This window comes from Stenotrophomonas chelatiphaga (assembly GCF_001431535.1).
GTDB classification, from domain to species: Bacteria; Pseudomonadota; Gammaproteobacteria; order Xanthomonadales; family Xanthomonadaceae; genus Stenotrophomonas; species Stenotrophomonas chelatiphaga.
Genome location: NZ_LDJK01000037.1, coordinates 1 through 12,772 on the forward strand (window position 1 = coordinate 1; position 12,772 = coordinate 12,772).

A 12,772-nucleotide genomic window follows, 5' to 3' on the forward strand; every position below is an offset into this window, starting at 1 on the left:
TGTCTGATGGATTCAGCCGACCATGGGTCGGCGCTACCGCTTTTATTTCATTTTTTACGTGGCTGGCGGCGCACGGAACCTGTCAGGGCGCCGGGTGGTGGGGCTGGGCGGGGGCGTTGAGCGCCATGGATGGCGCGAAACGAGGCCCGCAGGAGCGGCTGTTGCCGTCCCCCGACCAGCCCCACCACCCGGCGCCAAACCAGCAGCCAGAACCAGACAGCCAGCCACGAGGGGCTACGCCGCTCGCAGCAGCCTTGGCACCTGCAGCAGGGCATGCGCCCAGATCGCCCCCCACACCGCCACCCGCACCGGCAGGCTGCGCTGCCGTGCCTCGAAGCGCTGGAAATACCGCCACAGCCCACGATGCTTGTGCCATTCCACGAAGAACGGCCGCGAGCGGCTGGACACCCCGCGTACGTGCAGCACCTGCAGGTCGTTGGCAATGGCCACCACGCCACCGGCGCCGCGCACGCGACGGCACAGGTCGAGGTCTTCGGCGTGCAGCCGGTAGCCGGCATCCCAGCCGCCGATGCGGTCGAACAACGCGCGCGGCATCAGCATCACCGCACCGGAAATCGCCGGCACGTACTGCATCGCCACCTGCGGATCACGCGCAAGGGCCAGCTTCGACCCGCTCCCCGGCGAACGCAGCATGGCCAGGAAATCCGGATCACGCCGACGCACCGCATCATCCGCGCGGCCGTGCTCATCCACCTGCTCGACCCCCAGCAGGCAATCGCCCAGCGGTTGCGCACGCTCGCACAGCACCGCCAGGGTATCCGCTTCCACCATCACGTCAGGGTTGATGAAGGCCAGCCAGGGGCTGCTGGAATCGGCAACGCCCTGGTTGTTGGCCGCAGCGAAGCCGGGGTTGTCCGGGTTGGCGATGAAGCGCACGCGCGGATCATGGCTGGCATGGCGCTGCAGGATGTCCACGGTGTCGTCCACCGAGCCGTTGTCCACCACGCGGATCTCGGCGATGCCGCGCGCGTCGCGCAGGCGCTGCAGGCAGTCCTCGATGGTGCTGCTGCTCTGGTAGGTGACGACGACGGCGACGATGGCGAGGTTCAAGCGTGCGGCTCCTGCAGCGGCGATGCGACGCCGAACAGATCGCCCTGCGCCTTGGGCATTATCGCGCGCTGGTAGCGAAGCTGCAGGTCCTCACGTGCGGCACGCAGCGGATCGTGCATCAGGAAATCAGCCAGCCGTGGCGTCCACGCCGGCCAGCGACTGGCCAGCGCCTCCAGGTCACCCGGCGCATGCCGGCCCTCGTCGGCCCGTGCCACGAACGCGGTCTCGCACAGTACGTTGCGCCAGCCGAGGCCGGCCATGCGCAGGCCCAGGTCGATCAGCGCCGCGCTCCAGCCGCCATAGCTGTCGGCGTCCAGGCCACCGGCACGTTGCCGGGCGGTGCCCCGCACCAGCACCGCGTGGGTCACCGCCGACGGCAGTTCCGGATGTTCCGGCGGCATGCCGGCGCAGGCCTGCGAGAGCGCAGCAGGTGCCTCCGGCACTGGATTGACCTCGCCCATCCGCGGCCAGGCAACGGTCTCCCCCGCATTGCACCAGGGGGTGGCCGTGGCGATCGAGGCATCGCGTGCGAAACAGGCCTGAAGCTGGTCCAGCCAGCCCGCTCCGGGCACGCTGTCCGGCGCCAGCACCGCGACATCCAGGCCCGCGCAGGCGCGCAGCATTTCATCCAGATGGGCGACTTCGCCCAAGGGCCGCGCGCGGCGTGTGTACTCGGCCTGCAGCGGCGTGTGCGCCAGCCAGTGCTGCACCACCGCCTGCGCGCGTGGGCCGGCCTGGGCATCATCGGCCAGCCATACCGCCGTGCCGGCTGCGGTGCCGGCATCCAGTGCCGCCAAGCAACGGTCCAGCGACGAATCATCCACGCCCAACGGCAACAACACGATCGCCCCCATCCCGCCTCCGCTGGTGGATGCACGGCGGGCGGGTGCCACGGCCGTGTGCCGCCAGCGTAGCAAGCAGGGCGGCCGCAATGCGACCGCCGTCGTCGCCCGTTACTTCGGGCGCGGGGTGTTGATCGGTTCCATCGCGCGGAAGCGCCGGCTGTATTCGTCGGTCAGGTTGCGCGATTCCTGGCCGTTGCGCACGATCGTCGGGGTCAGCAGCACGATCACTTCCGAACGGCCGCTGTTGCGCCCCTTGCTGCCGAACAGCGCGCCGACCACCGGGATTCGACTCAGGCCGGGGATGCCGCTGCTGCTGTCGGTGCCGGAATCGGTGGTCAGCCCGGCCAGCATGATCGTATCGCCGCTCTGCACCGCCGCTTCGGTGGCCAGCTTGCGCGTGGTGATGCGCGGGTTGCAGCCACCGCTGGCCTGGTCGCAGTTGCTGGCGACCGCCTCGGCGTTGCTCACCTCCTGCACGATATCCAGGAACACCGTGCCATCGCGGGTCACGCGCGGCCGCACCTTCAGGATCACGCCGGTGTCGATGTACTGCACCTGGCCGTAGGTTCCACCGCCCACGCCGCTGTTGAACGAGGTGCTTGTGATCGGTACCCGCTCACCCACGTTGAGGGTCGCCTCGGCATTGTTGCGCACGAAAATCGAGGGCGTCTGCAGCAGCCTGACATCGGATACCTTGTCCAGTGCGCTGACCACGGCGGCGGCATTGCGTCCGAGGAAGGTCCAGCCCAGTCCGTTGCCACCGGTGACTGCACCGGAGAACGTCCCCCAGATGTCGCGCCCCGCCGCGTTGGGCAGCGTGGCACCGCCCACCGCGCCGGTATACCCGACGCCCTGCACGGCGTTCTCGAAGTACCAGTTCACGCCATAGCTCAACTCACCGGTCAGCCTGACTTCGGCGACCTGGGCCTCGATGTGCACCTGCATCGGCATCACGTCCAGCTTTTCCACCACCTCGCGGATGGAACGCCAGGCCTGCGGCGTGGACCGCACCAGCAGGGTGTTGGTTTCTTCCACGGCCGACACGCCGACGGTGTCACCGGCGATCTCCAGGGTGACGCTGGCATTGCCCGACTGGCGCTGCGGCAGGTTCATCGAAGGACCACCCTGGCCACCGCTGCTGCCGGAGCTGCCCAGCGTACTGCTGTCCAGTCCGGCGTCCTGCGCGCGGCCGTCGCCGCCGTCGATCCGCGAACTGGTGGCACCCGGTGCCAGCGAGGCGCTGCTGTCGCCGCCACGGCCACCGCCGGTGCTGCCGAAGGCTTCGGCCAGGCGCTCGGCCAGATCGCGCGCCTTGACGTAACGCAGTTCGTAGGAGAACAGCCGCGGCGCACCGCCGGCGGTGTCGATACGGTCCAGCCACTGCTGGATCTGGTCCAGGTAACGCACCTGCGGGGTGATCACCAGCACCGCATTGGCGTTTTCCAGCGGCAGGAAGCGCAGCATGCCGGCACTGGGCGTTTCACTGTCCTTGCCGAAGATCTTTTCCAGGTCGGCGGCGACCTGTTCGGCCTTGCCCGAACTGATCGGGAACACGCCGACGGACATGCCCGAGAGCCAGTCCACATCGAAGATCTGCACGGTGCGCAGGTAGTTTTCCAGTTCCGCGCGGGTGCCGCCCAGGGTGATCACGTTGCGCCCGCTGTCGACATTGACGATGGCGTTGGGTCGCGCATAGGGCTCCAGCACCTTCTTCATTTCCGCAGCGGAAATGTACTGCAGCGGCACCACGCGGACTTCGAATCCTCGCGCGTTGGCGGCCGGGGCGGTGCTCGGCGCCACCGTGCCGGCCAGGGCCTGGTCGGCGGCGACGATGTTGTAGCGGCCGCCGCTGTAGACCATGCGGGCGTTGTTCCAGCCCAGCACCATCTCCAGCAGGTTCAGTGCCTGCGCACCGGACACCGGCTTGGGCGTGGCCAGGGTGACCGTGCCCTGCACGCCTGGCGCGATGACGTAGTTCTGTCCCAGCAGGTCGCCCAGGATCGCCTTGACCACCGCATGCAGCGACTCGCCTTCGAAGTTGAACGTGGCATCGCCGCTGCTGGCCTGCGCCAAGGCAGGTGAAGGAGCGGATGCGGCGCCGCGGTTGATCATGGTGCCGGTGCCGCGCCGGATCACCGCCTTCGGCGCGCCGTCCTCGGCGGCCAGTGCAGGATCGTTGGCGGGCACGCTGGTGCCGCTGTCGAAGCGCGCCGTGCGGCGCACGTCCGGGGTCGGCACCGTGGTGCACCCGGCCAGCAGGGCAAGGGCGAAGGAGCAGGAAAGGTAACGCAGGTTCATGCTTTCACTCTAAGGGTTGGCAGCGCCGCCGGGGGGCGGCGTCGACTGGCGTTGCTGTTGCTGCTGCAGCTGTTCGCGACGGGCACGGATGCGTTCGCGGATGGCACGCATCTGCTCTTCGCTCGGGCCCTGGTTGGCAGGCCCTTCCTGGGTGGCCGGCGCGGGGGTAGCGCCGGCAGGGAGGGCTGCCGGCGTGGCCTGGCCTGCGCGCGCGCTGGCGGCGGGCACCGACGGTGCGGCGGCGAGCGGCCGGATCGGACCGGCGGCACCCGGATCGCGCAGCTGGGTGGGGGGTTGTCCGCCCTGGCCATCGAATACTGCCAGTTCCAGCACCTGCGCACCGTCAGGCCCGAGCACGGTGGCGCGGCGCGGCTCCAGTGCCAGCAGCTGCCAGCCTTCCAGCGCTTCGCCATTCAGGCGCAGGCGCAGCGAACGGTTGTTGTCACCGGACAAGGTGGCCATGCCGAAGCTGCCGCTGAGCAGTACGCCGGTCAGGCGCAATGCCCCGCCCGGCGTGGCCTGGGGTTGCCCCCCCAGGCGGAACGGGTGCGGACGGCGGTCTTCGGCGAACACCGGGCGTTCGGTGATGGCGGCGAAGCTGGACGGCGCCAGCATCGGATCGGCCACGGCATCGGCAAGCGTCGGCAGGCGCGGCGCGGCCACCTCGCTGTTGTCCTCGCCCCGGATGTGGGTGCCTGCACCGAGCACCGTCGCCAGCCATGCGGCGGCGGCCAGCAGGGCAAGCCCGAGCAGGATCGCGCCCCGCAGGCTGAAGCGCTCACTCTGCATCGATCTGCTCCGCATCGGCAGGCGGGACGCGGGTGGCGTCGTCCTGCCCGGTGGCCGGGGCCGGATCCGCCACCGGGGCGCTCTCTGCCATGGCAGTTGCGCCATCGCCGTCGCCGTCGCCGGGGGACGCGCCTGCGGCGGCGGCCGCACCGGGGTCTACGCTTCCGGGCTGCAGATAGCCGATCAACTCGAACGATACATCCAGGCCGGTGCCGGCTTCATCGGTGGACTGCTGGAAGCGCTGCGCGAGCATGTTGAGGTTTTCCACGAACAACCGCGGGTTTCCAGTTTCCAGGGCATGCAGCACGCTGGCGGTTTCGTCCACGCCACAGCGCAGCCGCACCTGCAGGGCGACCCGGGTATAGCTGGCCTCGCTGCGGTTGTCCGGCATGGGCGTGCGGTTGCTGACCACGCAGCCGCGGTTGCCCGGGCTGGCAGACAGCACGACGTCCTGCACGCGTGAAGACAACGCGGCGGCCGCCGCTTCGGCCGTGGCTTCGGGCAGGAATCCGGGCCGCTCACGCAGGGCCTGCTGCACCTGCTGCAGGCGTGCGCTCACTTCCGGTCGCTGGTCGATCTGGACCTGCACGCGGTGCTGGCGCTGCTGCAGTGCGCTGATGTCCTGGTCGATCGCACGCCACGGCACGGTAAAGAAGGGGTGCACCAGCAACAGGTAGACCAGTGCCAGCACGGCCAGCAGCAGGGCCAGCGCCAGCCAGCGGTCACGGGGTGTCGGCTGCATCGGCATCGGCCGCTCCCTCTTTCGTCATGGCAGCAGCAGCGGGAGCGGCAGCACGCAGCTCGGCAGTCAAGGTGAAGCGGTCACGCCCGCCTGCCGTTCCATCAGCCTGCAGCACGCCGGTCAGGCTCACCCGTTGCCACAACGGTGATGCCTGCAGCAGTGGCACCAGCTGGTTGGCCTCGCGGCTCAGGCCGATCAACTGGAGCTGCTGGTTTTCCACGCCGATCTTCTCCAGGAAGCTGCCGTCAGGCAGCCTTCCGCTCAGTTCAGTCCACACCGCCAGCATCGTCGGTCGCTTCGCGCGCTCATCGTCCAGGAAGCGCGCCCCATCCACCAGCGCCTGCAGCCGTGCGCGTTCATCGGCAACGCCACGCGCGTTGCGCGCACTGCGCTCCACGTCCGCACGCAGCGTGTCGGCCGCCTGTTCGCGGTTGTTCAGCAGCTGGCTGCCCGCCAGCAGCAGCATCACCGCCGCTGCGACCGCCATCAGCAGTTCCAGACGCAGCTGGGGGTTGCGCATGTGCCGGCGCAGCAGTGGCGGTAGCAGATTCACCTGCAGCGGGTTGCCGGCGGGATCGATCACGTCGATGCCGCTGACCGCATCGGCCCAGCTGCCCACGGCCTGCTGCCACTGCTCCAGGCGCACCCGCGGCAGCACCACCAGTTCAACGTCCAGCTGGCCGGTGCCGGCATCGCCGAGCAGGCGTACGTCATGGGTCACCTGGTCGGCGGTGAAGGGCGTCTGCCGATCGATCTCGAAGCCCATCACGTCCAGCAGGCGACCCGCTGCGGCAGTGGGAACGCGCAACGTGCGACGCAGCACCTGTGCGCCATCCAGCAGCCAGTAGCGCGGCAACCGCTGCAGGCGCGGGGGCAGCGCGGCCGCCAGCGCCGTCGCCTGGCAGGGCCAGGCCAGGCTGGCCACGCGCAGGCGCTGGCTGCCGATTTCGCGTTCCAGATGCAGCTGGTCACCCTGCTGCAGCAGCAACAGGCGGGCAGGCGCCCAGCCCAGTGCCCACTGCCAGCGCTCGGGCAACCAGGCCAGCAGCGAACTGCGCCACCACCGCAGGAAATGGCCGGCACGCGGCGCGATCTGCGCGGTGACCTGCCTGAATCCTTGCTGCCATGCTGTCATTGCGACGCCATTCCCTGCTCCCATTCAAGCACTGTGTAAGCCCGTCCCATCGCCACGTTCCGGGCATTGCGCACCACTGCCCGGCTGGTGGCGATGCGCCCCCGGTCGTCCGTGACCCGACAGTCGATACTATAGGTGCCGCTGCCGGTGGCAATAGAGGCCGGACGCGAAGGATCGTCGGCACCGCTCCATTCCTGTTCGCGCTGGGCCAGCACCAGCGCCGCATCCAGGCCCAGTGCGGTCAGCACCGGCGCGCGGGCGAAACGCGCGTCCGGGCGCGCCTGGCGGCCGTGCAGGGTCAGCATCGGGCGCATCTGCCGGTACAGCGCAGGGGCGATGCCCAGCACCCGCTGCAGCTCCCCCAATGTTTCGAAACGCGCGTTGCGCGGGCCATACGGCAGGCCGGCGGCGACATAGTCGGGCAGCTCGGCGCCTCCTCCGGCAGGACTCAGGTCATCGCCATCTCGCCAGTCGATGATGGCGCCGGCCAGCTGCGTGGCCTGCGCCTGGGGCACGTCCAGCGCGCGCAGGAAGCCCTCCAGCAGGGCCGGGTCGGCCAGGTTGAGGTTGATCTTGCCGCTTTCGTCCTCGATGCGGATATCCACCTTCGCGCCGTCGTACTGCCAGCGGTACAGCCGGCCATCAGGCTGCCACGGTGGCCGCGTAGGATCGGCGCGCAGCCGCGACATTGCATAGGCCACCCCTGCGTGGCCGATTTCCTGCGCGCGGGCGGTGTCGTCCTGCACGCGCTGCTGCAGTTGTTCGATCCGCGCGGAAAGGGCGAAGGCGCCGACCAGCGCGGTCAGCAGGGCGATCAGCCACAGCACCAGTACCAGCGCCGCGCCCCGCTGCATGTGCGAACGCGTCGGGGTCATCGCGGCTGCTCCTGGCCGGCGTTTTCAATCGCCACGCGCAGCTCCGGCCACGCTGGGCCGCGCAGCGGCTGCACCTGCACCGCTACCAGCACCGGTGGGCGCCGGGTATCGGGCCAGGCGTCCATCCAATCGCCCATCGCGCCGGTGGTCTCGTCCATGCCACGGTACCGCAGCGTCACCTGGCGCAGGCCATCGGCCAACGGCTCCGGCGCGCGCGGAGGACGTTCCTGGATCTGCACGCCGTCCTGCACCATCACCAGCCCGAGCTGCAGGCGAACGCCCTGCCCACTGCGCACGACCTGCAGGTCATGCACGTAGGAACCGCCGCGCCCGAGGTACCCCGGGACCTCGGAAACGAAGCGCAACCGCTGTGCTTCGCCGATGAAATACAGCGGCTCGCGCGCCGGGTCTGCCGGCTCGATGCGGCTGCGCAGGGCCTGGCCCAGCTGCCGCCGCAGCAGCCCCTGCACGGCCCGCATGCGTTCGTTGTCGGCGGCCATCGTCTCGCCGCGCTGGCTGATGGTCATCGCCGAACGCACGGTCACGAAGGCCAACGCCAGCCCGGCCGCCAGCAGGGCGGTGGCCAGCAGCACTTCGATCAGGGTAAAGCCTGCCGTGCGCGGCTTCATGGGCGTGCCTCCAGCGCTGGCGGCAGCAGGCGCAGCGTGCGCCAGCGCAGCTCACCGGCGCGCGGCTGGGTCCAGCGCACCTGCAGTTCCAGCTCGACCAGGCGCGGGCCAGCAACGGCTTCGGACCCCGCGGCGGCCGCCGGCGCCGCACGCGGTTCCACGTACGGACGCACCTGCAGTTGCCACTGGTAACGTCCCTGCTCCCAGCGTCCCTGCTGCCGGCCTTCCTGCAATGGCGATTCGATTCCCACGCCGGTCAACAGCGACTGTGCATGCAGGACCGCCCGGGTGCGGGCGTCGGCCTGCCCCACCTGCCGCGCGGCACCGGACAAGGTGCCCAGCAGCAGGGTCAGTGCGATGGCCAGCAATGCAAATGCCACCAGCACCTCCAGCAGGGTGAAGCCGCGCGCATGGCGGCCCCCCCGCAGTCCCGATCGGGACCGCGTCATTGCACTGCATCCGGACCGGAGCGGACTTCGCCGGTCAGCCAGCCCACATCGATGCGCCATCGGGCATCCCCGCGCTGGATCACGATGCGACCGCCACTGGAGCCGCCATCGGGATGGAATTCAATGGCGCCACGTCCCGCCCCCTGCTGCAGCTGCGCGGCCCCTTCGAAGCTCACCTGCAATGACTCGGGTAACGTGCCACTGCGTCCGCCCGCGCCTTCCCAGCGGCGCGCACGCGGTTCGATGACAAAGCGCTGCACCGATCCCCGCGCGACCGCTTCGGCCCGCGCAAGGCGCAGCTGGCTGGCCAGTTCCTTGCCGGCGTTGCGCAGCTGCGCACCGGCCATGCCACGCGCGAACATGCCACCGGTGACCAGCCCGACCAGCGCGATCAGCGCGATGACCAGCAGCATCTCCAACAGTGACATGCCGCCCACGCGCAGCTGCCGCGTGCGCCGCGGCGACCTGCGCTGGTGGTTCAGCCCGGACATGGACGGCCCTGTTGCTGCATCACTGCTCGTAGCGGATGTCCGCATCGAAACTGCTGCCACCCGGCTTGCCGTCCTTGCCCAGGCTGATCAGGTCGTAATCCTGGCTTTCGCCCGGGGCGCGGTATTCCAGCGGCCGGCCCCACGGATCGTCCAGGTCCGACGCCTTGGCATACGGTCCCATCCATCCATTGACGCCACTGGGAGCGGTCACCAGTTCATCCAGCTTGCCCGGCAGGCGGTTGGTATCCAGGCGGTAGTTTTCGATCTTGCTGGCGATGGTCTCCACCTTGGCCTTGGCCAGGTTGGCCTTGCCGCGGTCGGCGCCACCCAGCACGCGGCTGGCCACCAGGGTGAGCACCGCGCCGATCAGCACGATGACGATGATGATTTCCAGCAGGCTCATGCCCGACTGCCGGCGAGCGGAGGTGAAAGCTTTCAGGGGACGGTGTCGCATCGTCAGGGGTTCCTTTCCACGGGGAAAACAGGGTCAGCCAATGGCATTGGTCAGGTCGTACATCGGTACCAGCACCGCGATGATCACCAGCCCCACCACCGATGCCAGCACCAGGGTGATCGCCGGCACCATCGCCGACAACATGCGGTCGATGCTGCGTGCGGTTTCCTGCTCGAAGGTGTCTGCGGTCTTCAGCAGCATGGTATCCAGTGCACCGGATTCCTCGCCGACCTGGATCATCTGCAGCGCCAGGCGGGGGAAGCGCTTGCCACGCGCCAGCGCGGCCGACAGGCCGTTGCCGTTCTTGACTTCATCGGCGGCCAGGTCGATGTCGGCAGCCAGCGCGCGGTTGCCCAGCACGTTGCGCGCGATGCCCAGCGCGGCCAGCAGCGGCACGCCATTGCGCAGCAGGGTGCCGAGGGTGCGGGCCAGCCGCGCGGTTTCCAGCTTGCCGAGCAGGCCACCGATTCCCTTGCGCTGCAGCAGCCAGCCGTCCAGCGCCAGCCGGAACGCAGGCTGCCGCGCCTTGCGCTCGCCCAGCCAGGCGAGCAGCGCCGGCACCACGATGAAGAAGATCCAGCCATCACGCACCAGCAGGCCCAGCTGCAGCACCAGCTGGGTGAACCACGGCAGCGTGGCATCCAGGCTTTCGTACATCTGCGCGAACTGCGGCACCACGTAGCCGAGCAGGAACAACAGCGCCCCACCCACCACCACCAGCAGGATCGCCGGGTAGATCAGCGCATTGACCACCCTGCCCTGCAGCGCGCGGCTGCGCTCCAGGTAGTCGGCCAGGCGCTGCAGCGTGTCGTGCAGGCTGCCACCGGCTTCGCCGGCGCGCACCATGTTGATGTACAGGCGCGAGAACAGTCCGTGCTGGCGTTCCAGCGCACTGGACAGCGATGCGCCGCCGCGCACGGTATCGCGGATTTCGCTGACCACGCGACGCGAGCGTTCGTCTTCCGGCAGGCTCAGCAGGATGGTCAGGGCCCGGTCCAGCGGCTGGCCGGCACCGAGCAGGGTGGACAGCTGCTGGGTGAACTGCAGCAACGCGGCGCCCTGGAATGGTCGCTGCTTGAACAGCCCGCGCAGGCGCCCCGCTTCCAGCCCGCCTTCGCTGGCCAGCCGGGTTTCCACCGGCAGGTGCCCCTGCTCCTGCAGGCGGACCACCAGTTCGGCCTGGCTGGCCGCTTCCATCTGGCCATCCACCACTTCGCCCTGCGCATCCAGTGCCTTGTAACGGAACACCGGCATGCTCAGCTTTCCTCGGTGGTGCGCAGGACTTCTTCCAGCGTGGTCTGCCCGGCCAGTGCCTTCAGCAGGCCGTCTTCATACATGGTGCGCATGCCGCCACTGCGCGCGATGCGTTCGATCTCGCCCATGCCGTCGCGGCGCATCACCGCGCGCCGCAGTTCATCGTTCATGACCAGGAATTCCACGATCGTGGTGCGCCCCAGGTAACCGGTGGGCGCCAGCGCCGATGGCCGCGGACGGTACAGGTGGATGGTGCCTTCCGGCTGCAGCCGGCGCAGGTCGAAGCGTTCGATTTCTTCCGGTGAAGCGGGATAGCGTTCGGCATGCGTGGGCTCCAGCCGGCGCACCAGGCGCTGGGCCAGGATGCCGTTGATGGTGGAGGTGAGCAGGTAGTCTTCCACGCCCATGTCGAGCAGGCGGGTGATGCCACCGGCGGCGTTGTTGGTGTGCAGCGTGGACAGCACCAGGTGGCCGGTCAGCGCGGACTGGATCGCGATGCGCGCGGTTTCCAGGTCGCGCATTTCGCCGATCATGATGATGTCCGGATCCTGGCGCACGATGCTGCGCAGCGCATTGGCGAAATCCAGCCCGATCTGCGGCTTGGCCTGGATCTGGTTGATGCCTTCGATCTGGTACTCGACCGGGTCTTCGACGGTGATGATCTTGACGTCGGCGGTGTTGAGCTGGCTCAGCGCGGTGTACAGCGTGGTGGTCTTGCCCGAACCGGTGGGGCCGGTGACCAGCAGGATGCCGTGCGGTTGTTCCAGCACCTTGCGGAAGGCCGGCAGGAATTCGTCGGTGAAGCCGAGGCGCTGGAAATCGAACACCACCGTTTCGCGGTCCAGCAGGCGCATCACCACGCTTTCGCCATGCGCGGTGGGCACGGTGCTGACGCGCAGGTCCAGCTCCTTGCCCTGCACGCGAAGCATGATGCGCCCGTCCTGCGGCAGGCGACGTTCTGCGATGTTCAGCCGCGCCATGATCTTGATGCGACTGATCACCGCGGCCGTGAGGTTGGATGGCGGACTTTCCCCGTCGATCAGCACGCCGTCGACGCGGTAGCGCACCTTCAGGCGCGTTTCGAAGGGCTCCACGTGGATGTCCGAGGCGCGCAGTTCCACCGCACGCTGGATGACCAGGTTGACCAGCCGGATCACCGGCGCTTCGGAGGCAAGATCACGCAGGTGCTCGATGTCATCCACCGCGGCGCCTTCGCCATCGGCGGTTTCCACGATCGCCCCCATGGCACTGCGGCCCTGGCCGAACCAGCGTTCGATCTGGTCGTCGATCTCCGAACGCTGGCCAACCCGCGGATGTACCGCCACGCCCATGGCCAGGCTGATCGCCTGGCAGGGATAGGGATCATGCACGTCGGCCTGCCACAGCAGCAGGCCCTGTTCATCCAGCGAAACCGGACAGACATGGAACTGTTTGAGGAAGCGCAGGGTGACCGGCAAGGCATCGACCAGCGACGGTGGCGGTGTTTCCGGCATCTGCCGCGCGTCCAGCAACGGCACCCCGAGCACCTCGGCACTGACCTGTGCCTGGTCACGTTCGGACACCAGCCCCAGCCGCACCAGCAGCGACAGCAGGCTGCCGCCGGATTCGGCGTGCAGGGTGCGGGCGCGGACCAGATCGGCATCCTTCAAGCGCCCGCGCAGCAGCAGCGCGTCGATCAGCGACGTTTCGATGGTGTCCACGTTGACCTGGTCGGCTACTGCGTTCACGAAATGCCTCGCC

13 protein-coding genes are annotated in these 12,772 nt (G+C 69.0%); all 13 read right to left on the minus strand.

Annotation, left to right across the window (positions count from 1 at the left end):
- Positions 1-234 precede the first annotated feature (234 nt).
- The 13 genes from ABB28_RS09135 to gspE all read right to left on the minus strand — a co-directional run bounded on the left by ABB28_RS09135 (position 235) and on the right by gspE (position 12,759).
- A complete protein-coding gene (locus ABB28_RS09135) occupies positions 235-1,071 on the minus strand; it encodes a glycosyltransferase family 2 protein (RefSeq protein WP_057508330.1) in 837 nt (278 codons plus the stop codon).
- Positions 1,068-1,925 carry a glycosyltransferase family 2 protein gene (locus ABB28_RS09140; protein WP_057508331.1) on the minus strand — a complete coding sequence of 286 codons (858 nt, stop codon included), beginning with the start codon at positions 1,923-1,925 and terminating at the stop codon, positions 1,068-1,070. Before ABB28_RS09140 ends, ABB28_RS09135 begins: the two co-directional genes overlap by 4 nt.
- 99 nt (positions 1,926-2,024) lie before the next feature.
- Entirely contained in the window at positions 2,025-4,214 is a 2,190-nt protein-coding gene (gene gspD, locus ABB28_RS09145) for a type II secretion system secretin GspD (protein WP_057508332.1), read from the minus strand.
- Positions 4,215-4,223: 9 nt separating this feature from the next.
- Positions 4,224-5,003 carry a hypothetical protein gene (locus tag ABB28_RS09150; protein ID WP_057508333.1) on the minus strand — a complete coding sequence of 260 codons (780 nt, stop codon included), beginning with the start codon at positions 5,001-5,003 and terminating at the stop codon, positions 4,224-4,226.
- Complete coding sequence (gene gspM, locus ABB28_RS09155) at positions 4,993-5,751, minus strand: type II secretion system protein GspM (RefSeq protein WP_057508334.1); 759 nt, start codon at positions 5,749-5,751, stop codon at positions 4,993-4,995. Before gspM ends, ABB28_RS09150 begins: the two co-directional genes overlap by 11 nt.
- Positions 5,726-6,880 (minus strand): PilN domain-containing protein, encoded by a 1,155-nt coding sequence (locus tag ABB28_RS09160; RefSeq protein WP_057508335.1) that lies wholly within the window; start codon positions 6,878-6,880, stop codon positions 5,726-5,728. The genes gspM and ABB28_RS09160 overlap by 26 nt, the downstream gene beginning before the upstream one ends.
- Positions 6,877-7,755 carry a type II secretion system minor pseudopilin gene (locus tag ABB28_RS09165; protein WP_057508336.1) on the minus strand — a complete coding sequence of 293 codons (879 nt, stop codon included), beginning with the start codon at positions 7,753-7,755 and terminating at the stop codon, positions 6,877-6,879. Before ABB28_RS09165 ends, ABB28_RS09160 begins: the two co-directional genes overlap by 4 nt.
- Positions 7,752-8,384 carry a prepilin-type N-terminal cleavage/methylation domain-containing protein gene (locus ABB28_RS09170; RefSeq protein ID WP_057508337.1) on the minus strand — a complete coding sequence of 211 codons (633 nt, stop codon included), beginning with the start codon at positions 8,382-8,384 and terminating at the stop codon, positions 7,752-7,754. Before ABB28_RS09170 ends, ABB28_RS09165 begins: the two co-directional genes overlap by 4 nt.
- Positions 8,381-8,833: a type II secretion system protein XpsI gene (gene xpsI, locus ABB28_RS09175; RefSeq protein WP_057508338.1), complete on the minus strand. Its 453-nt coding sequence runs from the start codon at positions 8,831-8,833 to the stop codon at positions 8,381-8,383. The genes ABB28_RS09170 and xpsI overlap by 4 nt, the downstream gene beginning before the upstream one ends.
- A complete protein-coding gene (xpsH, locus tag ABB28_RS09180) occupies positions 8,830-9,324 on the minus strand; it encodes a type II secretion system protein XpsH (RefSeq protein WP_057508339.1) in 495 nt (164 codons plus the stop codon). The genes xpsI and xpsH overlap by 4 nt, the downstream gene beginning before the upstream one ends.
- Positions 9,325-9,343: 19 nt before the next feature.
- Complete coding sequence (gene gspG, locus ABB28_RS09185) at positions 9,344-9,778, minus strand: type II secretion system major pseudopilin GspG (protein WP_057508340.1); 435 nt, start codon at positions 9,776-9,778, stop codon at positions 9,344-9,346.
- 33 nt (positions 9,779-9,811) lie between these two features.
- Positions 9,812-11,032, minus strand: a complete 1,221-nt coding sequence (gene xpsF, locus ABB28_RS09190) for a type II secretion system protein XpsF (RefSeq protein ID WP_057508341.1) — start codon at positions 11,030-11,032, stop codon at positions 9,812-9,814.
- Between the two features lie 2 nt (positions 11,033-11,034).
- The gene (gspE, locus tag ABB28_RS09195) at positions 11,035-12,759 is read right to left on the minus strand and encodes a type II secretion system ATPase GspE (RefSeq protein WP_057508342.1); all 1,725 of its coding nucleotides are present in this window, start codon (positions 12,757-12,759) and stop codon (positions 11,035-11,037) included.
- Positions 12,760-12,772 lie beyond the last annotated feature (13 nt).

Excerpts from the sequence above, each read along its gene's own strand:
- ABB28_RS09140 (WP_057508331.1), bottom strand. The coding sequence starts at position 1,925 with ATGGGGGCGATCGTGTTGTTGCCGTTGGGCGTGGATGATTCGTCGCTG.
- gspD (WP_057508332.1), bottom strand. The coding sequence starts at position 4,214 with ATGAACCTGCGTTACCTTTCCTGCTCCTTCGCCCTTGCCCTGCTGGCC.
- ABB28_RS09150 (WP_057508333.1), bottom strand. The coding sequence starts at position 5,003 with ATGCAGAGTGAGCGCTTCAGCCTGCGGGGCGCGATCCTGCTCGGGCTT.
- gspM (WP_057508334.1), bottom strand. The coding sequence starts at position 5,751 with ATGCCGATGCAGCCGACACCCCGTGACCGCTGGCTGGCGCTGGCCCTG.
- ABB28_RS09160 (WP_057508335.1), bottom strand. The coding sequence starts at position 6,880 with ATGACAGCATGGCAGCAAGGATTCAGGCAGGTCACCGCGCAGATCGCG.
- ABB28_RS09165 (WP_057508336.1), bottom strand. The coding sequence starts at position 7,755 with ATGACCCCGACGCGTTCGCACATGCAGCGGGGCGCGGCGCTGGTACTG.
- ABB28_RS09170 (WP_057508337.1), bottom strand. The coding sequence starts at position 8,384 with ATGAAGCCGCGCACGGCAGGCTTTACCCTGATCGAAGTGCTGCTGGCC.
- xpsI (WP_057508338.1), bottom strand. The coding sequence starts at position 8,833 with ATGACGCGGTCCCGATCGGGACTGCGGGGGGGCCGCCATGCGCGCGGC.
- xpsH (WP_057508339.1), bottom strand. The coding sequence starts at position 9,324 with ATGTCCGGGCTGAACCACCAGCGCAGGTCGCCGCGGCGCACGCGGCAG.
- gspG (WP_057508340.1), bottom strand. The coding sequence starts at position 9,778 with ATGCGACACCGTCCCCTGAAAGCTTTCACCTCCGCTCGCCGGCAGTCG.
- xpsF (WP_057508341.1), bottom strand. The coding sequence starts at position 11,032 with ATGCCGGTGTTCCGTTACAAGGCACTGGATGCGCAGGGCGAAGTGGTG.